The organism is Pseudalkalibacillus sp. R45, from assembly GCF_052246725.1.
Classification (GTDB): domain Bacteria; phylum Bacillota; class Bacilli; order Bacillales; family Fictibacillaceae; genus Pseudalkalibacillus.
In genome coordinates this window covers 112,495-132,168 of sequence record NZ_JBQQCL010000009.1, presented here as the reverse complement: position 1 = coordinate 132,168, position 19,674 = coordinate 112,495, and the positions used below count along the sequence as shown (strand labels likewise).

20 protein-coding genes are annotated in these 19,674 nt (G+C 43.7%); 5 read left to right on the top strand and 15 right to left on the bottom strand.

From position 1 onward, the window contains the following. Positions 1-12 precede the first annotated feature (12 nt). From hypE to ACTWQL_RS16085, 6 genes are read right to left on the bottom strand one after another with little or no spacing between them, the layout of a single operon-like run. Positions 13-1,014, bottom strand: coding sequence for a hydrogenase expression/formation protein HypE (gene hypE / locus ACTWQL_RS16110; protein WP_443143444.1), 1,002 nt, complete (start codon positions 1,012-1,014; stop codon positions 13-15). Next, on the bottom strand, positions 1,015-2,145 hold the full coding sequence (gene hypD / locus ACTWQL_RS16105; RefSeq protein ID WP_443143443.1) for a hydrogenase formation protein HypD: 1,131 nt from the start codon (positions 2,143-2,145) through the stop codon (positions 1,015-1,017). Further along, positions 2,142-2,363, bottom strand: a complete 222-nt coding sequence (locus tag ACTWQL_RS16100; protein WP_443143442.1) for a HypC/HybG/HupF family hydrogenase formation chaperone — start codon at positions 2,361-2,363, stop codon at positions 2,142-2,144. The genes hypD and ACTWQL_RS16100 overlap by 4 nt, the downstream gene beginning before the upstream one ends. After that, positions 2,341-4,716 carry a carbamoyltransferase HypF gene (hypF, locus tag ACTWQL_RS16095; protein ID WP_443143441.1) on the bottom strand — a complete coding sequence of 792 codons (2,376 nt, stop codon included), beginning with the start codon at positions 4,714-4,716 and terminating at the stop codon, positions 2,341-2,343. The genes ACTWQL_RS16100 and hypF overlap by 23 nt, the downstream gene beginning before the upstream one ends. Continuing rightward, positions 4,656-5,336, bottom strand: coding sequence for a hydrogenase nickel incorporation protein HypB (gene hypB / locus ACTWQL_RS16090; protein ID WP_443143440.1), 681 nt, complete (start codon positions 5,334-5,336; stop codon positions 4,656-4,658). The genes hypF and hypB overlap by 61 nt, the downstream gene beginning before the upstream one ends. 3 nt (positions 5,337-5,339) lie before the next feature. After that, a complete protein-coding gene (locus tag ACTWQL_RS16085) occupies positions 5,340-5,582 on the bottom strand; it encodes a hydrogenase maturation nickel metallochaperone HypA/HybF (RefSeq protein WP_443143439.1) in 243 nt (80 codons plus the stop codon). A 220-nt stretch (positions 5,583-5,802) separates the two neighbouring features. On the opposite strand from ACTWQL_RS16085, the gene ACTWQL_RS16080 reads away from it, so the two are divergent. Continuing rightward, positions 5,803-6,003, top strand: coding sequence for an alpha/beta-type small acid-soluble spore protein (locus ACTWQL_RS16080; RefSeq protein WP_261132312.1), 201 nt, complete (start codon positions 5,803-5,805; stop codon positions 6,001-6,003). A 105-nt stretch (positions 6,004-6,108) separates the two neighbouring features. Then, positions 6,109-6,369 (top strand): hypothetical protein, encoded by a 261-nt coding sequence (locus tag ACTWQL_RS16075; RefSeq protein ID WP_443143438.1) that lies wholly within the window; start codon positions 6,109-6,111, stop codon positions 6,367-6,369. Positions 6,370-6,766: 397 nt separating this feature from the next. Here ACTWQL_RS16075 and ACTWQL_RS16070 read toward each other — a convergent pair whose 3' ends face one another. The 5 genes from ACTWQL_RS16070 to ACTWQL_RS16050 all read right to left on the bottom strand — a co-directional run bounded on the left by ACTWQL_RS16070 (position 6,767) and on the right by ACTWQL_RS16050 (position 11,887). Continuing rightward, entirely contained in the window at positions 6,767-8,635 is a 1,869-nt protein-coding gene (locus ACTWQL_RS16070) for a PTS fructose transporter subunit IIABC (RefSeq protein ID WP_443143437.1), read from the bottom strand. A gap of 1 nt (position 8,636) precedes the next feature. Continuing rightward, entirely contained in the window at positions 8,637-9,560 is a 924-nt protein-coding gene (pfkB, locus tag ACTWQL_RS16065; protein ID WP_443143436.1) for a 1-phosphofructokinase, read from the bottom strand. Continuing rightward, positions 9,557-10,309, bottom strand: coding sequence for a DeoR/GlpR family DNA-binding transcription regulator (locus ACTWQL_RS16060; RefSeq protein ID WP_443143435.1), 753 nt, complete (start codon positions 10,307-10,309; stop codon positions 9,557-9,559). The genes pfkB and ACTWQL_RS16060 overlap by 4 nt, the downstream gene beginning before the upstream one ends. Before the next feature lie 434 nt (positions 10,310-10,743). Next, positions 10,744-11,244: a GNAT family N-acetyltransferase gene (locus ACTWQL_RS16055; RefSeq protein WP_443143434.1), complete on the bottom strand. Its 501-nt coding sequence runs from the start codon at positions 11,242-11,244 to the stop codon at positions 10,744-10,746. A 70-nt stretch (positions 11,245-11,314) separates the two neighbouring features. After that, on the bottom strand, positions 11,315-11,887 hold the full coding sequence (locus tag ACTWQL_RS16050) for a hypothetical protein (protein WP_443143433.1): 573 nt from the start codon (positions 11,885-11,887) through the stop codon (positions 11,315-11,317). Positions 11,888-12,013: 126 nt separating this feature from the next. Between ACTWQL_RS16050 and ACTWQL_RS16045 the strand changes: the two genes are divergently transcribed. The 3 genes from ACTWQL_RS16045 to ACTWQL_RS16035 all read left to right on the top strand — a co-directional run bounded on the left by ACTWQL_RS16045 (position 12,014) and on the right by ACTWQL_RS16035 (position 14,038). After that, positions 12,014-12,472, top strand: a complete 459-nt coding sequence (locus ACTWQL_RS16045) for an SRPBCC family protein (protein ID WP_443143432.1) — start codon at positions 12,014-12,016, stop codon at positions 12,470-12,472. A gap of 128 nt (positions 12,473-12,600) precedes the next feature. After that, entirely contained in the window at positions 12,601-13,437 is an 837-nt protein-coding gene (locus ACTWQL_RS16040) for an arylamine N-acetyltransferase (RefSeq protein ID WP_443143431.1), read from the top strand. Between the two features lie 40 nt (positions 13,438-13,477). Beyond that, positions 13,478-14,038: a tetratricopeptide repeat protein gene (locus tag ACTWQL_RS16035; RefSeq protein ID WP_443143430.1), complete on the top strand. Its 561-nt coding sequence runs from the start codon at positions 13,478-13,480 to the stop codon at positions 14,036-14,038. 71 nt (positions 14,039-14,109) lie between these two features. On the opposite strand, the gene ACTWQL_RS16030 is transcribed toward ACTWQL_RS16035, so the two are convergent. The 4 genes from ACTWQL_RS16030 to ACTWQL_RS16015 form a co-directional block, all read right to left on the bottom strand. Further along, positions 14,110-15,561 carry an amidase gene (locus ACTWQL_RS16030; RefSeq protein WP_443143429.1) on the bottom strand — a complete coding sequence of 484 codons (1,452 nt, stop codon included), beginning with the start codon at positions 15,559-15,561 and terminating at the stop codon, positions 14,110-14,112. Between the two features lie 466 nt (positions 15,562-16,027). Then, positions 16,028-17,011 carry a hypothetical protein gene (locus tag ACTWQL_RS16025; RefSeq protein WP_443143428.1) on the bottom strand — a complete coding sequence of 328 codons (984 nt, stop codon included), beginning with the start codon at positions 17,009-17,011 and terminating at the stop codon, positions 16,028-16,030. A 14-nt stretch (positions 17,012-17,025) separates the two neighbouring features. Further along, positions 17,026-17,724, bottom strand: a complete 699-nt coding sequence (locus tag ACTWQL_RS16020) for an RNA polymerase sigma factor (protein ID WP_443143427.1) — start codon at positions 17,722-17,724, stop codon at positions 17,026-17,028. Positions 17,725-17,857: 133 nt separating this feature from the next. Next, positions 17,858-19,555, bottom strand: coding sequence for a DUF2339 domain-containing protein (locus ACTWQL_RS16015; RefSeq protein WP_443143426.1), 1,698 nt, complete (start codon positions 19,553-19,555; stop codon positions 17,858-17,860). Between the last annotated feature and the right edge of the window lie 119 nt (positions 19,556-19,674).

Below are 19,674 nucleotides of genomic sequence, written 5' to 3'. Positions count from 1 at the left end.
TACGCCTCCTTATCAACAGATCCTTGGTAAAGGCTCCCCTGAAAGCATGCCGAGTGATCTTGTGCCTCCAATTACCGTCTTCAAATAAATGTCGCCATCTCCTTCACTGACAAACCCGATGTCCTCTGCATCCTGACAGCCGGGCTGTGATTTCAAGAAACGGACCAATTGCTCGGCTTCATTTTCTGAAACAAAGGTCAGGACTTTCCCTTCATTTGCCAAATAATAAGGATCCATCCCGATCAATTCCAATGCTCCCCTGACTGCTGGCTGCATCGGAATCTTCTCTTCAAATAGAGTCAGATTCACATGACGTTTCACAGCAATTTCTTTTAATGTCGTGGCGATCCCGCCTCGGGTCGGGTCCCTCATGAAACGGATCGATTCAAATTCGTTCAGCATCTTAGTGATCAGATGGTTCAATGGTCTGCAATCACTTTCGATCGAATTGGATATCGGAATGTCCAATCGATCGATTAACACGGATACCGCGTGCTCAGCAATCCCTCCATTAATGATGATATGGTCACCCGGCTGGATTGATTCATAACCCAGTCGTCCAGGTTTTGAAATCGATCCGATACCTGTTGTATTAATGTAAAGTTGATCACATTTTCCTCTCTCAACCACCTTTGTGTCACCAGTAACGATTCTCACACCTGCTTCTTTAGCTGTTTTGGCAAGGGAATGGACCACTTTTTTCAATGTATTCATTCCGAGACCCTCTTCCAGGATGAACCCGACTGATAGATACTCAGGCTTCGCACCACTCACAGCCAAATCATTAACAGTACCACAAACTGCGAGTTTTCCGATATCACCACCAGAAAATTCAATTGGATTGATCACGAATGTATCTGTACTGAACGCTAAATGATCGGCTGCGATATTCAAGATCGCGGCATCTTCTTGCTTTTGTAATTCCTGATCGCCGAAGGTACTCATGAATAATTCCTCAATCAGCTCATGTGTGAGCGTTCCACCGTCTCCATGTGATAACAAGATCGTTTTCATTTACATTCTCCTAGCTGTTACAGTCGATTCTTTATCCCGTTCAAATTGATAATAGGTCGAACATGTCCCTTCAGACGAAACCATGCATGGACCGATCGGATTGTCAGGACGGCAAGCTTTATTGAACAATTTACAATCAAAAGGACTTTCTTTCCCCTTGACGATCTCTCCGCATCTGCATCCTTTGGTCGTCCGAGTCTTCGGTTTCTCTACATGAAGTTTGGCATTCGCATCAAACTCACTATACGCTGCCGAAATCCCGAGACCGCTTGCTGGTATTTCACCAAATCCACGCCACATCGTTGAACGTATGGCAAACACATCCTCAAGCATTTGTTGTGCTTTCTGATTCCCCTGGTCTTTGACACTCCGTTCATAATTATTGGCAACCATTCTTTTTGGTTTTTGCAACTCCTTCGTCAACAGAAAAACCGAGGTCAATAGATCGACCGCATCAAATCCACCAATCACTGCAGGCACATTCGCTTTTTCCAGATTACGCCACCCGATTCGCCCAACAATCACAGAAACATGACCCGGTAAAAAGAACCCATCGATTTTATGGTCGGGATCTCCGATGAGGACTTCGACTGCTGGCGGAGTCAATTTATGTGCAGAGTGGACAAAATAGTTATCTATCCCTTCTGCTTTTGCTTTTTTGATACTTACCGCTATACTAGGGGCAGTCGTTTCAAAACCAACTCCGAGGAACACCACTCTTTTTTCAGGATTCCGTTTTGCAATGTCAACGGCTTGTGACGGTGAATAGACAACTCTCACATCAGCTCCAGCCGCACGCTCCTGATAGAGTGTTGATTTTGTGCCAGGCACCTTCATCATATCGCCAAAGGTAGTGACGATTACGTCTACCAGTGCTGCATATGCAATCATTTGATCGATATCACTTTGATCCGTTACACAAACCGGACAGCCTGGGCCACTGATGAGCTCAACATAAGGACGGAGGACTTCTCTGACACCAGTTTTCGAAAAGGAGACTGTGTGAGTCCCGCATACCTCCATGATCCGGATTTTCCTGCCCAATATTCCGACCGTATGTTGCAGTTGCGGTTCAATCGTTTCAAAAAGTTCTTTGAACAACTTTCCATCTCGGTACTCCAAAAGATTCATCCGTCAATCATCTCCCGCCATAACTGTAAAGCATCCTCTGCTTTCATCTGATCAATGACCTGGATTGCTTCTCCTGCATGGACGAGTATATACTCGCCCACCTCCACTTTTTCCAATAAAGATGTTCCAATCACCATTTGGCTGCCTAAATAATCGACAGTCGCTTGCCATTTTGATTGGTTGATAGAAATAACTTTAGCTGGTATGGATAGACACATGATTCAGCTTCCACCTCCATAAGGCCGAGACTGCTTGGCCAAGCGCGATGCCACCATCGCCGCAGGGTATTTTTTGATGCGTATGGACGATAAAACCAGATTGTTGCAACCGTTTTTTTGTATACAGCAAGAGATATCGGTTATTCCAGACTCCCCCGCTCAAAACCACCTCCGAGATTCCCGATTTTTCATAAGCGTTCCTGACCCCGTCAAGAACCATTTCCCCGATCGTATGATGAAACTTAAGGATGATTTCTGACTTCGGGATGCCAACTTCCAGATCTTCGATTAAAGTTCTAATCATGTCACTGATGTACCATTTACCGTTCTCGGAAACGAATGGATAACTGTTAATAGATGTATGGGGAAAATGATGATCTATGCCAACGGCTTCAATTACTTCACTTAAAAGCACAGCCGCTTCTCCTTCGTATGCCGCTTCTTCACATAAACCGAGTATCGAGGAGATCCCATCAAAGATCCGTCCCGCACTGCTCACCTTTGGAGATTTGATGGATCCTTCCAGCTGAGCACGTATGAATGGCAGCTTATCTGCATGCTGTGGGAACAATCGTTTTACTGTCTCATTGAAATATCGTTCATTCTCACTTGCTTCGTAAACTAACGAAATACCCACCATCCATGGGTTTTTGATGCCATGTTCACCACCTGGCAGAGTTAGTGGATTTAAATGATGAATTCTATCGAAATCGAGATAATCTCCGGTAAGGATTTCGAACCCCCACATCGTTCCGTCCCTGCCATAGCCAGTTCCATCCAGTATGCAACCGATGACTGGCCCCTCGAGCATATTTTCTGCCATACACGAGGTCATATGGGCATGGTGATGATAGACAGGGGCAACTCTCCTATTAGAGGTCTCTATTATCCTGTTTGAGATGTCATAATCGGGGTGCGGATCATAAGCGATAATGTCCGTTTTTATATCCAATAGTTCCGAAAGATGCTGGACCGCTTCTTCATACGCATCCATCTGTTCGAGATTGTCGATATCACCAATATGTTGACTAAACAGAGCCTTCCCCTTGAATAAAAAACAGAATGTATTTTTCATTTCTGCGCCAGCACCAAAAACGATCGGCTGGTTCCATTCGAACTCATTCAATGGAAGAGGAAATGCGATTGCTTCAGGGACGATACCTCTTGAACGCCTTATCGGAACAAATTTTCCGTCAAATACTTGGCCGACTGAATCATCAATACGGGTAGCGATCTCCCGGTCATGCAATAGAAAGAAATCCGCAATACCCTTCAATTGACTAAGTGCCTCTCCATTCGTATGAGCAATCGGATGCCCGCTTTTATTTCCACTTGTAGCGACAATGAAATCAACGGATTGTGTAAGCATGGCATGTAACGGCGTATACGGCAGCATGATTCCGATCCTATGCAGACCAGGAGCAATCAAGTGAAGCGGGAGTTTGTTAGAAGCGCAAGGTTTCGGTTTCAATAACAGGATCGGCGCTGCCGGAGCTGTCAGCGCTTCTTCCTCCTCGTTTGAGACATGGAAAAACGCATTGATGGTATCGATGTTTGCCGCCATCAATGCGAGAGGTTTCCGGGGTCTTTGCTTTCGTTGCCTTAACCGTCCGATTGCTTGCTCCTCCATGGCGTCACATAGTAAATGGAAGCCGCCGATCCCTTTCATAGCGATGATTTTTCCTTTTAAGAGTTGATTTATTGTGAAATCGAACCAATCCTCAACGACCACACCGTCATGTTCACAGATCGAAACTGAAGGTCCGCATTCTGGACAAGCGATCGTCTGCGCATGAAAGCGACGATCGTCAGGAGAATCGTACTTCCGCTGACACTGTGGACACATTGGAAAAGGATCCATTGTCGTATGAATACGATCGTAAGGGAGCGACCGGATCGCACTGTATCTGGGGCCACAATAGGTACAGCTTGTGAATGGGTAACGATAGAACCGACTTGTTTCATCCACAAGAACTTCGCGGGTACATGCCTGACAGCTTTTTAAATCAGGTGGGAATATGAGAGGTGCGTGTGCGGATGTCTCACTTGGCAATATCGAAAACGTTTCATCTGCCTGAACAGTTAATTGAATGCCCTCTATATTTGAAATTGAAGCAGGTCGATTGATCGTGTATAAATCTTGAGTGAATTCAGTGATCATTTGAGGAAGACCTTCAATTTCAATGATGACTTCACCCGATCTATTCTGTACAAATCCTGTCAGTTGATGTTTGACAGCAAGATTATAAACAGATGGCCTGAAACCGACACCCTGGACAATTCCGTTTACTATCAACCTTTTCCGTTCAGGCAGGCATTGCTCTTGATCTTTTCCTCGAGCCAGTTCACCCATTTGTCGATCCCTTCCCCTTCTAAAGCTGACATTTTAAAAAGTTGTGCCTTCCCATTGATTTTTTCCAAATCAGCTGAAAATTTGTTTTGATTGAATGGAATATAAGGAAGCAAATCGGTTTTGTTCAAAAGGACCGCATCTGCCTGTTTGAAAACTGATGGATATTTGTTGACCTTATCTTCGCCTTCAGTCGTACTTGCCACAGCAATACGATAGTGTTCACCAAGATCGAAATCACTCGGGCATACGAGATTTCCGACATTTTCAATGATCAATAGATCCAAATCATCCAATTGAAAATTCGATAGGACGTTTTGGATCATATCTGCATCAAGGTGACAAGCCCCATGTGTATTGATTTGTACGGACTTCACATTGTGGGCAGCAATCCTTTCAGCGTCTAATGTCGTAGCGATATCCCCTTCAATTACGCCTAGCTTAATATTTTTATCGCTGAGGAAATCGATTGTTTTTTCGAGGATTGTAGTTTTTCCTGCTCCTGGCGAACTGATCAAATTAATAGCCACAATTTGATGCTGTCTAAAAATTGTACGGATTTGACTGGCGATTTTCTGGTTTCCTGCAAATATTGAGCGATGGATATGATGTTGTTGCTGCATAGATCATTCTCCTTCAAAGTAATCGATTTGAAGATCCCTTCCTTCTACCTCCACTAAAGTTAGAGAGGCGGATTCTGCAATACTCCCTTCTTTTAGATACTCAAAAGCAAATTGCATCGCATCCGGTAGCACCACCAATTCTTTCCCCACATTAACTTTGATTTCTGTTATTTTAGTTATCTTTTCTTCTTCTGCTGCTTGTCTTATGATAGAGAGAATTTCCATCATCAATGACACTTCATGCATACTTTTCACCTGAATTCGGTTAAATTCTATAGTTATTCACTTCATTTTATGAGGAAATTCACTTGATAATGACAAGCCTCCACTTCTCAATAAAAATGAGCATGCGATTTTTTACCATTAATTTCCTTGAATGGTTTTCCTATTTTCTCAAATACTTAGATTGAAAGGTACATAATTACCTTTTCGCAATCTAGAACGACAATTGAAGGAGGCTATTCAAATGGCACAGCAAGGAAACAATAACCAATTGGTAGTTCAAGGTGCAAGAGCAGCAATCGACGCTATGAAGAGCGAAATTGCTGGAGAGTTCGGTGTACAACTTGGGCCAGACACTACTTCTCGCGCTAACGGTTCTGTTGGTGGAGAAATCACTAAGCGTCTTGTACAAATGGCTCAACAACAAATGGGCGGAAGATACTAATCAACCCCGGGAAGAGCATCCAGCTTCATGCTGGATGCTTTTTATTTGGCTTTACTTTCCTTAATTGTTTTAGAGTCTATTTTTATAATGTTGGAGGGAACACAGATGAAAGCGGTCAAACGGGAATATAATGAGTTCAGTCGGTCAATTGACAAGATGTCAGAAGGCCTTGATGCCATCATCGAACTTTTTAACGATATTGAAGAAGATAAACCGATCATCCAGCTAGATGATCGGGTCCTATCCGATTTAGAAGAAGCGAAAGAAAAATACGGAGAGGAATTCATCAACAAAAAAATGAACAACTTGATCAGAGAAGCATTATCCTGGCTTGCTGCAGAAGAAACAGATGAAGAAGAGGAATAAGAACGTCCTCTTGCGCTGAAATCGAGGTGAAAACCTGGCAAAGCCAAGCCTTAGCGCAGGCTGAGCCTTAGTGCCCCTTATATTGAAAAAAGTATTTATACTTTCATTAAATGTTAAGGCTGTTTTCGCAAACTTTGTAGCTCTTGAAAGTCGTTGATTTCCACTCCAGGATGCTCTCTTTCCGCGAGGCGTGCGGTGAGCCCGCAGGACAAGGAAAGCTTCGGCAGCGTTACATCGCACGAAGAAAATGCGATTTTTATTTTCGAGGAGTCTCGCACCTTGCTCTCCAATCAACTTAGGTGAGTTTTTAAAATTGACCCAAAAGCAACAATCTTTTAGAAAAGAGCCAATGTTAAAAAGGTGACCCCGCACAGGATCACCTCATCATAATAGATCGTTACACAGTTTTAGATTTTTTCAGAATGCCAGTCAAGAAGGCTGTAAGCAGCGCTCCTGCTAGAATTGCGATGATATAAAGGATAGCGTTCTCCACGGTCAAGATGACGAACAGCCCTCCGTGTGGTGCCGGCGTTGCGTTGCCGAAAAGCATCGCAAGTCCCCCGGCTAAGGCTGAGCCAGCAACCGAAGCTGAAATCACCCGAACAGGATCCGCTGCTGCAAATGGAATCGCAGCTTCTGTTATGAATGAAGCTCCGAGAATATATGCCGTTTTTCCTGCTTCCCGCTCTTGTTTGTTGAAGCGGCTTTTGAAGATTGTAGTCGCAATGGCCATCCCGAGCGGCGGAACCATCCCACCTGCCATGATTGCAGCCATCGGTCCATACGTCCCAGCTTCAACGAGTGCAATTCCAAATGTATAGGCGGCCTTATTGATCGGACCTCCCATATCAATTGCCATCATACCGCCAATTATGATGCCCAGTAAGACGGCATTGCCTGTTCCTAAACTGCTGAGTGAATCCTTCAACCATTCATTGAATCCGCCAAGTGGTCCAATTATAACGTTCATCACTACTCCTGTGATCAAAATACCGAATAACGGATAGAGCAAAACCGGTTTCAAGCCTTCAAGGGATTGAGGCAGGTTCTGGAACAGCTTTTTCAACAGTACAACTGCATAACCCGCAAGAAAGCCGGAAATCAACCCACCGAGGAAGCCTGCACCCCCATTGGCTGCCATCAGTCCACCTACTAGACCAGGAGCTAAGCCGGGACGATCTGCGATACTCATTGCAATGAATCCAGAGAGGACAGGAACTAGTAAGAAGAATGCATTATCCCCACCGATTGTCATGAACAATTTTGCAATAGGATTGTTTCCATCGATATCAATCAGAAAAGATAGCGCGATCAAGATTCCGCCTCCGACAACAAGAGGAAGCATGTTTGAAACACCGTTCATCAAGTGCTTGTAAAAACCGCTTCTCCCTTCGGAGCCTTCAGAATCCTTCGCTTCTCGGCTTGAAGAAGAATCTCCTTGATAAATGGATGCATCGCCTTCAGCAGCTTTTTTCAACAAGCGTTCCGGTTCACGGATTCCATCAGTGACAGGTGCTTGAACGAGTGGCTTTCCTACGAATGGTGCAAGATCGACCTTCGTACTCGCAGCTACAATGACGCCTTCTGCTTCTTCGATATCTTGTTTCGTCAGTTCGTTCTTCACTCCGCCGGAACCGTTCGTCTGCACCTTGATGTCATAACCCAGTTCTTTCGCTTTGGCCTTCAAGTTATCTGCAGCCATGAAGGTGTGGGCGATTCCGGTTGGACAAGCGGTTACAGCAACAACCTTCTTTCGCGCCACTGTGTCATCGCCAGACGCTGTGCTGTCCTCCTCTTCTGTTTCAGCATCCCCTTCACTTTGTTCTTTTTCCTTGAACGCATTGAAGACATCCTCTTCTTTTTCAGCCTTCAGCAAGGTTTCCTTGAACCCGGGTTCCATCAGGTAACTCGATAATTTTGACAAGGCATTCAAATGTTCATTATTTGCCCCCTCAGGAACCGCAATCATAAAGAACAGATGACTAGGTTGGCCATCGAGAGCTTCATAATCCAGTCCAGCACCTGAACGGCCGAAAACGATACTTGGCTCGTTGACTGCACTGCTTTTTGCGTGTGGAATCGCGATCCCTTCGCCAATACCGGTCGTGCTCTCCATTTCCCTTTTTAAAATCGCTTCCTTGAATGTGTTTAGATCTGAGATTTTACCAGCTTGATGAAGTGCACTGGATAGCTCATCAATCACGTCGTTCTTACTTTCAGCTTCAAGTTTCAACAATACTTTCGATAGTAAATCAGAAATAGCCATCTCATTCTCCTCCTTTTTCGAATTCCCGGACTTGAATCGTTTTAAAAAGTTCTTCGACTTCGTTTTTCTTACAAAATTCCATCGAAAAGGCCGACGCACTTCCAGCTGCCACACCATATTGGAAGGCTTCAATGATATTCGAACTTTGTAAATAGTTTGCTACAAACCCTGCGACTACTGAATCGCCTGCACCAACGGAATTTACAACAGTTCCTTTGGGAACATTGCACAAATAACTTCCGGAGGCTGTTACGAGCAGAGCGCCATCCCCGGCCATTGAAACAAGGACATTCTCCGCTCCCGCACCCACCAGTTTTCTCGCATACTTCTCTGCGTCTTCACTGTTATCGATCTCGACATTGAATAAATCAGCGAGCTCATGATGATTCGGTTTGATCAGGAATGGTTTCGCTAAAATCGCCTGGTTCAACGGAACGCCTTTCGTATCGACAATCACCTTTGTCCCGTCTGGAACCAGTTCAATCAGCTCCCTGTAAAAAGAAGGTTCCAGTTTTTCAGGCAGGCTTCCCGCGACCACGACGACATCGTCATGAGTGATTGCGTTGAACTTGTTTTTAAGCAGATTTAGGTGTTCGGCTTTTATCTCTGGCGATGGTCCGTTGATTTCTGTCTCATGTCCAGATTTGATTTTCACATTGATCCGTGTGTCTCCATCAACCTTGACAAAATCCGTATGGACCTCTTCCTTCTCTAGAGCTGACTTGATGAAATCGCCCGTAAATCCACCAGTAAAACCGAGAGCACAGGATGGTTGACCTAACCGCTTAAGGACCCTTGAAACGTTGATTCCTTTTCCACCTGGGAAGGTAGCGGTATCTTCGCTCCTGTTGACTTTCCCAAGCTCCAAATCTTCAAGTCCTACGATATAATCCAACGAAGGATTGAGTGTCACTGTATAAATCATTTTTTCACCACTTTTACCGTTGTTGTATTTTGAAATTCTCGTAAAATCGCATTGTCATGTTGATTAGTGAGGATCGCTGCAGCTTTAGTGTCCGCAACTTTCGAAAAAGATACCTCTTGGAATTTCGAGTCATCTACGACTACAAAAGGTTGTTTGGAAAGTTCCAGGGCAAGCCGTTTGATACGTGCCTCCTCTGGGTCCGGTGTCGTGAACCCGTGTTTGGAGTGGATACCATTCATCCCGATGAAGCATTTATCGAACCTGAAAGCCTTGAGCGTATCCTCTGCTTGTCCACCGATCAGGGCTCCGGTTTTCGACTTCGCACGGCCTCCTGTCAAATGGACTTCGACTCCGATTTCGATAAGCGGATCAACAAAATGAAACGCATTCGTCACCACTACCACATTTTTATTTTCCAAATGGGATAAGATTTGCTTCGTTGTCGTTCCAGCATCAATGAAAATACAATCGCCATCTTCAATAATGTCCGCTGCCGCTTTTCCGATTAGAGCTTTTGCTGATTCATTGAGCGTTTGCTTTTCCGCCAATTGCGGTTCATATCGATTGTTGTGGATATGTGAAGCACCACCATGAACGCGTTTCAGTTTCTCGTCCTGCTCCAGTTTCTCAAGATCGCGACGGATTGTTGAGATAGACGCACCAGTATGTTCACTGAGTTCATGTATGGATGCCGTCTTTTGTTTTTTCAATAAGGCTAAAATGATTTCATGCCGTTTCGTTGTAAGCACTTTCACACCACCTTTAGTTTTAAGATAAATCATTATCGATCATATTTCAATCATTTTCAATCAATTTCATTCACAAACTATCATTTTTTCTTTTAGGGAGAGGTTTTAGCTCTCTGTGCATGGGATTTCGGTAGCGCGAACTCGATCGATCCCCGTCGTTCGGCCGATAAATCGCCATTATCGACAGTATAACCGCTCATTTTGGTCGTAAAGACAAACACTAATACACAAATCTCCCCAAACAAAAAAAGCCCTCAAAAGGGGCTTAGACTCAATTCATTTTTCAACCTGGTTCACATTCATTCGTTTCCATGAAGTATCCGCATTCAGGGCATATTTTTTTCGGTTCCAGCTCGATGGAATATTCGATTCGTTCACATTCCTCACAGGTATATTCAAACATCCCCCACACCTCGCATTTATGCTATGACCTGTTATTCCTTGATCGACCAATAATATAATTCGTCATCTTCAGCTATTTGTTCCATGCCGATCTTTTCCAGCACCCGTATGGATGGTCCGTTCGTTTTCAAACAATCCGCTTTCACTTGGGTCACTTTTTGTTCTTGAAAAAGCCAACAGATGAGACCGCTCGCCATTTCCGTGGCAAAGCCTTGGCCCTGTTTTTCAGGAACAATGCTGTATCCGATTTCTACAACCCCATCGGAATCAGGACCACCTTTACAGCCCATATCTCCAACGATGAGCTCAGTCACTTTTTCAATAATCAGTCCGCTCCAAACCGCTTTTGATGGATTTTCCCTCAGCTGTTCTAATTTCATAGGTAGAATCTCTGCATAATCCTTCATCGGCCAATCTTCATGAGCTTCGATGCCAAAGTGTGGTTTCAATTTGGTTTTATCTGTCAAGATTGCATCAACAAGTTCAAACTTAAAATCAATCATTCGCAACCGTTCTGTTTCGATATTCGGCATAGTGATCCTTCCCCTTCAACGACTATCAGATACTTCTATTATAACGAATACTGTATAATTTTGGATACTTCTATTTTTCCTTGTATCTGAATTTGATTGGGGCGGCTAACAATCTACGATATTGCTTTCGCTTCTTCAACAGATCGCTGCTTTGGATGAAGAGCATTGAAAAAGCCTCCCATAGAAAAACCCATCCACCCACTGTCAGTCCTTGAAGGATGATCTGATCAACCACTTCGGACTGCATCGAGGTTTTAAAATATAAGGACACGGTTGTAAAAAGAACGGAAATCAAGACGTACGACAGGGTTTTCCTCCATCGGTCCGACAACTTCTTTTTCATGATGTGATAGTTATAATCAAAATAATTGCGGATCCCCTGGACAATGGTCTTTTCCAGGTTCGGCTCTTTCTTTTCATCTTCAATATTAAACCGTAAGACAACGCTTTTGTTGAGAGCGATGTCTTGCGAACAATCCTCCAAAAACGACTTCAAGCTAGAATCCAAATCACGCAAATTATAAACAGAGGAATCCCAATTATTGAAGATATCATCATAATCTCTGATTGCGATCTCGATAAAATAATCCCCTGCTTCCGGATCGATGGTGTAAAATTGATCAAGGTAGCTCTTCGTTTTCAAGATGCTCTCCCCTTTCTCTTAATCATGTTTTCCCTTAAACCAATTCATTAAAAATAGATAGACAATAGAGGATTCATTCCATTATTGTAGAAATAGACTGCAAAGGGAAAAAAGGGAGGGTTTATTTTGAGCGATTTCACATATACAATAGACATCCATGCGCCAAAAGAAACTGTATTCGACTGTATCAATGACAATGAAAAACAAAAGATTTGGATGGAAGGGTTGCAAGAAACCTATTATGCAGGTGTGTATGATCCTGAAAATCCGGTGGGCACGAAGTTCAAACAGAAAATTAAAGAAGGCGGCCGTGTGGTTGAATATGATGGTGAAGTGATTGCTTATGACCGTCCTGATCTGATCGCTGTCAAAATCGGCAATCAGAGTTTTTCGGTGAGTGCTTATTATGAACTATCCGAAACCCCAGAAGGGACACGTCTGGATTATCGTGCGGAAATGGGTACAGCCAATACGTTCACTAAAATCATGGGGTTCTTGTTCGGTTGGTTGACAAAGCGCATTCTTCACAAACAAATGACGAGTTTGAAAGAGCTTGCAGAATCGGAAGCGAAGGTAACGGTGTAAAACTGTTGATCTCTCAACAGTTTTTTTCTCATTTAAAGAAAGTATAAAATTCTTTCAGTGTAACTAAGGCTTTGCTTTGCCAGGTTTTCTTTATCAACATCACGATCACGCACATAAAGGAGGTTGTCGTGAAAACGTCTCAACATCCCCTTTCAATAGGAACAACAAGAAAATACTTAGACATTTTAAAGGTAAAAGAAACTTCTCAAAAAGATTTACATTATTTGCGGGAATTGCTCAGGGCTCATTTACATACGATTCCCTACGAAAATTTCAGCAAGTATCATTACGTCCAAAATGGTGTAAGTATGCAGTACATATATGACACTGAGGAATTCATCAATTGCTGCGCCAATTTGGGGTGGGGAGGAACTTGCTATCCATTGAACATCCATTTTGCAAAACTTCTCAACGCAATCGGATACAATGCCTCGCTGGTCCGCGTCCGCACCGGACATGTGGCGATCATGGTCCACTACGAACAAGAACAATATTATGTCGATGTCGGCTATGGCGCCCCGCTCTTCTCCCCCGTCCAGTTGCGTGAAGAAGGTCAGTTACGGATCAAGAAACTTGGAGAAGAAATTTTCATAAAGAAAGTATCCCCATCCCTTTTTGAAATTGACAGACATGCTGACGGGAAATCATTCGTAAAAAAAGAAATCGATTGGAGACCCCTTTCCCTCGAGGATTTTGGAGCAGATATCGAGCATTCCCATTTGGATGAATCCGATAACATCGTGATGAGGAGATTGAGCGCCACCATCTTCAAACCAAGGTATTGCTATTATTTGAACAATGAAACCATCACTAGAAAGAATGAATATACGAAAGAAGTATCGAAATTCACCGATCGTAAAAACTGGGCCGCCAATGTGTATCAGGTATTCGGCATTGAAGAGGAAGCTTCATTAGGTGCAGCAGCCTTTTTAGAAAAACGGGGTGTGAAACTTTTTAAAGATTGAAACGACGTCCATGAAGATACGTACGAAGGGAGAACGTCAGATGGACAACAAGAGCATACCTTTTAACATGGAATTCACATTTGATAAGGATTTACGAGAAAAACCGGTGGATTTCGAGAATATGAAAAGCGGCGTGCACTATATGATTGAACAGATTGAATCGGTTAAAGATCCTGATGCAGAGGCAAGGCTTTATGGGGAAATAGGGGTATACTCGCGGATCATCGGTGAACTTGATGATAGTGAACGGTTTTTACAAACGGCGATCAACCTACATACCCTCAGGAAAAACCTATCATCGGTATTTATCAACCAATTGAGACTTGCTCATACATATCAATGGCAAAGGGAATTCAACAAAGCGAACAAACTCTTCAATGAATTGATAAAAAAGGTACACGATCATTCTCGGTATGAACCTTATAAAGACTTTTTGTATCAACACTATGGCAAATGTAAATATGACGAGAGTGAATTCGAAGCAGCCTACTCCCTCTTTCAAGTAGCACTGAAAATCCGTAAAGAGAAAGGAGACTACAGCCTTGTCAGATCAACTGAAGTCTCCATCAATCGATGCAAAGAGATTTTAATGCTGCCTTAATCCGAAACGAAAGCTGACCTAAGATGGTACGGTACTCTACTGAGAGCGGTACGATAATAGGGTCAGTTTTTTTATGCTAGATGTGCAGCGGCCTCTTCCTTTTTCACAGCATCGTGTTTGTCACAACGGACATAACCTCGATACCGCTGTTCAAGCAACTCTCCAAACTCAAATAGTGCAGTTTCATTTCCAACACGACTCATCACCTGCACCGAAATCGGCATGCCTTTCGAACTTTCACCGACCGGTACAATCAATGATGGCAAACCCCACGTATTTCCATACGCGATGAAAGGCATATAGCGCAGGAACGTTTTTTGGAAGGAGAAAAGTTCTTTGTACAATTGCCCATGCATTGGGGCTGGCGAATGATAAACGGGCATCACGATCAAACGGCGATCAAGATATTTCCGAAGTCTGTCATCACCTTTCTTTAAGAGCTCCCGCAGTGTATTCAACCGTCTGCCGGATGGTTTGAACATGCGTGCTCCGATCATCGCCCAGGATAAATAAGAATGGATATCCGAGCGTGTGTACTTCGATTTCAAAAATTCCCTATACAGACTCGGTTGTCTTTCATTCACCATCAAATGTTTTCGTAAAGCTTTCGCCCCGTCCATCGACATAAGCTGCTGCCAAATGAGAGTAGATTCTTCAAATAAAGGGGGTTCATCCACCTGCATTGCAAAATCCTGCTCAAACTCTTCTTTTATCGAACGGATGAGCCTGCCAGTTTCAACACCTAGAGGACACGCGTAAAACTGTGGTACAACAAGCTCAAAAGAACTTAAATTTGTGGATGTTGGTTGATGGTTTGCAATTATATTGTTGAGGAGTCGGGTGTCGCGTACGCTTTTCGCCATCGCTCCGATACCCAACATACGCTTTTGCTCTTCAAACTCCACATATGGGTAATTTCCCTGTTGAGAGACCTGATCATTCCCAGATTTAAAACCGACCACACCATTGAAGTGGCAAGGAAACCTGAGCGAACCACCGATATCTGCCCCAAGCCCGACAGCTGCTCCACCTGCGCCCATCAAGGCACCTTCTCCTCCGCTTGATCCGCCAGCCGTCGCTTCTAAATCCCACGGGTTGTTCGTCCGGCCATATAATGGATTATCGGTCTCCTGGTAAAAACATAGCGAAGGTGTATTTGTTTTGCCTAGAATGATCGCACCTTCTGCTTTTAAAAGACGGACAACTTCAGCATCCTCATCAGCTACCCAGTCCTTGCGATGCATCAGGCCACCTGTCGTTTTCATCCCTTCCACATTGAAGGATTCCTTGATACTGATCGGTACACCAAACAGTTTTCCTTTCGCATGCCCTTCCTTCAAAAGGTGATCTGCTTGCTGTGCTTCTTTCCGCGCAGTTTCAAACCGATCCTCTGTCAGGCAATTCAACTTTGGATTGATCGCTTGCAGGTGCTTGATATATGTTTCAACAGCCTGTTCAGAGGTCCATTTCCCATCCTTGATCCCAGCGGCTATTTCCGACGCATCCATATCCAAGATTGACATAGAAACCCCACCTTTTCCGCCTTTTATGGCTATTTTTCTTTCTTTCGTGTAAAAAGAAAGCATCATGATGTGAGATTCTAAGTTCCGATTAAAGGTGAATATTGTAAAACATTCCATTATGGATATATACGTGAAGAATAGGAAACATTCCTCTATTCTAGATGAAAAAGCTGATTGGAGGAATGTGCAGTCTGCTTTCCGTTTCACTGACACCAGAGTTTGAAATGGGCACTTTGGGGGATTCTGTTCACTTTTGGAGATATTCTGTTCACTTCCTGAGATAATCTGTTCACTTTCGAAGATATTCTGTTCACTTTTCCGTTTAATTTGGTCACTCTAGAAATTTTCAGCACTGGAGTGTCGGTATGAAGCATTCATAGAACACTTTCGTCTCGGTTATTCTATTCACCCCAGAACATCATCATAAAAAAAAGAGCGGGGACCTCTCCACTCTAAATATAATCTATCAATCCAGTTCGGCGTACATTTTCTGCAGTGCTTCAATTCCCAACCGCTCGGATTCCTTTGCTTTTTTCAACAGTCCAATCGCACGTTCACGGTTTGCAGGCTCATTCGGCTCCCCACCTACAGGGAACGGAAATATATTTCTAAATTCCAAAAGCTGTTGCGCCACGTCCTCATAGTGATCACTAGCTATACCAGCATACGAAGCCACAGCATCATTCTCATCCTGCCACTCTGAACGAACATCTTTCAGAAACTTCGCAGCAAACCGTCTCGCATCATACAATACAGCGATATTATAGGCATTCCCGAACGGATGAACTTCTCCTTTTTTAAAAGCTTTCACCCAAGCGTCGTAGCCTTTCAAACCGTTTTGAAATTTCATAGGCACCGGACAGCCTTCTTCCTCCTCCAAGGCATGAGTAAGAATGATGTCAAGTGCACCTTTCAATCGTTTCACCTTACTGACTTCAAAATAATTCGTAATTGTCATGATGAAAAGTTCCTTCAATTCACCATTTCCCAGTTTCTCATAAGCGATAGGACCGTGCTTTCCTGTACCGTCCATAGCATAGAGCTCCTTTTTGTCATCATCGTACCCGTAGATGATTCCGAACTCTGGAAGGAATAGATCCCATGCGATCACAGGCTGTTCTTTATCGATGCTCTCTTGAATCTTGCTGATAGCAAGTGTCAGTTCATCGGGAGTCGGCGGTGTGAAGTCTGAAGTTCCATAGCTTTCGAACCGTACTCCAATGTTCCCCAGCGCTTTTTTGTTGTAAGCATCCCAGTCAAATGCTGTGGGTCCGGCCACGTCGACCTTTTCCTCATTGACGTTCAACCGGAATGCATAACCTGTATATCCCATCAACTCCACTAATGAAAGTTTTGTCTTCGATTTAGTGGCTCGATGAATTGCAAACGCCATCGTTGTCCATGTTCCTTCATAGCTTTCACATGCTAATTTTGATTCTGTACTTTCCATACAAACACCCCTCATTAATTTTCGAGATCAAGCACTTTCCTTCTCGGCTTTTCCAGTTCACGTCTCAGTTGGATGTGCTCGTCGATCCGGACACGAATCCGTTCATTGCGGAGCTTCCGTCTGGAGCGTGATAGATGGTTATAGACATTGCTCGTTGTCGTTTCATACATTGCAGCAATCTCTTTCGGTGACAGCTCCTTGAAAAAGAAAGCGATGAACATGTTCCGCTCAGTGGAAGATAAACAGTAGAGCAACTCTTGGATCCCTTCAAGTGTCACCTTTTTCATCAGTTTCTTTTCAGGATCGATTTCATAATTGGCTTCAAGTCGATAAGATAGATGCCTGAGAATTGAATCGAAACAATCAGTCTCAGTTTCTTTCAACATACTTGAGACAGGCTGTTCTCTTCGATAAGGTCCTCCTCTTCTCAGTTTCATATAAGCCTGGTTGCGTACGATCTTATGGAGCCAGCCCTCAAACTTTGCAGGATCCAACAAGTTTCCGAGTTTTAAAAAAGCGTGGATCAAAGCCTCTTGGACAATCTCATCTGCCAGGTCATGTTTTCTACTAGCGGAAATCGCGTATCCATACGCACTAGCCCGATGTCGTCTGACCAACTCACCAAATGCTTCGTCATCGCCATGTTGAGCTCGCTCCACCAACTGCTGATCTGAAACGTCCCTCTCTTCAACGTCAATCTGCTCCAAAATCATATGCTCACATCCCCAACCTCTGTTCGTGTCTCCCTATATAGATGCCATTGCCCGCTCATTTCTATCAATCTTTATAAAATTTCTTCTTAATCTCGAAAAATCCCCCCATTCATGGAGAACGAGGGGAATGATTTCAGACTGACCCGCTTTTGTCTTTCGTGTAGAAGAAACGGGAAACCACGACTCCTGTGGCTCCGACAATCATGAAGAGGATTGCACGTACGACGATCGAGACATTCGGTAAGTCGATGAAAATCAACTTTCCTAAAGATAAAAAGATGAGAATGATACCGACGATCCGGACCGCCTGGTTGTTCCGTATCACCCCATACACGATTCCGCAAACCGCATAGACAATCCAACAGAGGGTCATCGTCAGATATTGCGTGTTCACCGATTCATATTTTGTGAAAACATAGCTTAATTGACTGATATAGGCAAGGAGTGCAACAGCTGTCGTCCCGAATAACAGTCTTCGAGATTCGTTCGGTATAATTTCGATATCCTTCTTAGCCAGGTACGTCAGCAACCACAATGTTGCAATCAGCACAGTCCAGCTGTACATCTGAGCAGAATTCAATTCTTCAATCTGCACAGTGATCGTATGCAAAAGTCCGATGATATACACAAACGCACCGCTCCAAAGCTGCAGCTTGAGCTTATTGATCAGTCCGATATAGATCGCCGCTGTTCCCTGGAGCAACAGAATGATTGCCAGTTCACGTCCAGTAAAGACCTCCATGAAATAAAACAGCATACTCAGCAGCAAAATCGGGAAAATAACTGTACTGGTGTGGGTGATCTTTTTTAAATGGACATATCCGTAAACAATGATATATACGATTGCGATTCCGAGCAAGATTGTTGGCCAATTGCTGCGGTCGAAACCTTGATACATGAAACCAAGACTCGCTAGAGAGCTGATGAACAAGATAGACTGCTGAACTTTCGGATACACCTTATAGCTTAAAAATACCCCTAGTAAAACAAGATGCTGCAAGAACATGCCGTAGCTTAAAATTTCAAGGTCTCCTTTAGCAACTGGGTAAATCGGTAAAATAGCAAATACCAGGTAAAGCATGAGGACAACCGGTAAAAGGACCATTGCGACGACGTGAAGCTTCGAATACTTTTTCCACAATGCGAATCCGAGCATGATGATGGAGAAAATCGTCTCATAGCTTACGAAAAACCACGTATTGGCAGTATTGCTGTCCAATAAGAACGGAATGAAATAACCGCCGACAGTCGCAAGCACTGCGAGCACCTCTGACCGATGACGGATTGCGAAATAGATACCGAGTCCGATCCAAATTAGATTCATACTGAATGCTGCCGACAGTCCAATGAACCCATATAAGACATGTGTTGCAAACGTCGTAACCACGAGGACTGTGACTGATCCACCTAAAAGCACCTGCCCCAGCGCATTTCGTCCTTTTCTGATCTGCAGCTCTCCAACCAGGATCAGAGCGACTCCTGCTACAAATCCGAGGATACAACGTACCGCCTCATTGATGATTCCTACCTCCGATGCTGCCTTGAATCCCCATATGACGCCTAACAATAAGACAAAAATAAAAATCCTCGGTAACCAAATTTGACCGATGACCCGTTCCCAATCCATCGGTTCTTTTGGAGGCTCCCAGGGAGGAACATCATCCACAGAGTGACGAGTATTCTTTTTGGATACATCTCTTTTTTGCACAGGTTGAACGGTTTCCCCCTGGTCCACCCTTTTATGTGACTCAGTTTTTTGAATCTCACTTAATTGATGCTCAAGTTTTTTGACACGCTCTTCCAACTCTTTTAGCCGTTGTTCTTCTGACATGTACTCACCTTCAATTTTAAAAATCTGTTGCTGATAGCGCTCACCTCTACTTCCACAAATTGTATGGATCCTCCTCTTTTTTTATCACTGAAAATTTAACCTCCGATAAGACATTGCAA

Coding starts and splice junctions, on each gene's coding strand:
- hypE (WP_443143444.1), bottom strand. CDS start 1,014: ATGAAAACGATCTTGTTATCACATGGAGACGGTGGAACGCTCACACAT.
- hypD (WP_443143443.1), bottom strand. CDS start 2,145: ATGAATCTTTTGGAGTACCGAGATGGAAAGTTGTTCAAAGAACTTTTT.
- ACTWQL_RS16100 (WP_443143442.1), bottom strand. CDS start 2,363: ATGTGTCTATCCATACCAGCTAAAGTTATTTCTATCAACCAATCAAAA.
- hypF (WP_443143441.1), bottom strand. CDS start 4,716: ATGGGTGAACTGGCTCGAGGAAAAGATCAAGAGCAATGCCTGCCTGAA.
- hypB (WP_443143440.1), bottom strand. CDS start 5,336: ATGCAGCAACAACATCATATCCATCGCTCAATATTTGCAGGAAACCAG.
- ACTWQL_RS16085 (WP_443143439.1), bottom strand. CDS start 5,582: ATGCATGAAGTGTCATTGATGATGGAAATTCTCTCTATCATAAGACAA.
- ACTWQL_RS16080 (WP_261132312.1), top strand. CDS start 5,803: ATGGCACAGCAAGGAAACAATAACCAATTGGTAGTTCAAGGTGCAAGA.
- ACTWQL_RS16075 (WP_443143438.1), top strand. CDS start 6,109: ATGAAAGCGGTCAAACGGGAATATAATGAGTTCAGTCGGTCAATTGAC.
- ACTWQL_RS16070 (WP_443143437.1), bottom strand. CDS start 8,635: ATGGCTATTTCTGATTTACTATCGAAAGTATTGTTGAAACTTGAAGCT.
- pfkB (WP_443143436.1), bottom strand. CDS start 9,560: ATGATTTATACAGTGACACTCAATCCTTCGTTGGATTATATCGTAGGA.
- ACTWQL_RS16055 (WP_443143434.1), bottom strand. CDS start 11,244: ATGCCGAATATCGAAACAGAACGGTTGCGAATGATTGATTTTAAGTTT.
- ACTWQL_RS16035 (WP_443143430.1), top strand. CDS start 13,478: ATGGACAACAAGAGCATACCTTTTAACATGGAATTCACATTTGATAAG.
- ACTWQL_RS16030 (WP_443143429.1), bottom strand. CDS start 15,561: ATGTCAATCTTGGATATGGATGCGTCGGAAATAGCCGCTGGGATCAAG.
- ACTWQL_RS16025 (WP_443143428.1), bottom strand. CDS start 17,011: ATGGAAAGTACAGAATCAAAATTAGCATGTGAAAGCTATGAAGGAACA.
- ACTWQL_RS16020 (WP_443143427.1), bottom strand. CDS start 17,724: ATGATTTTGGAGCAGATTGACGTTGAAGAGAGGGACGTTTCAGATCAG.
- ACTWQL_RS16015 (WP_443143426.1), bottom strand. CDS start 19,555: ATGTCAGAAGAACAACGGCTAAAAGAGTTGGAAGAGCGTGTCAAAAAA.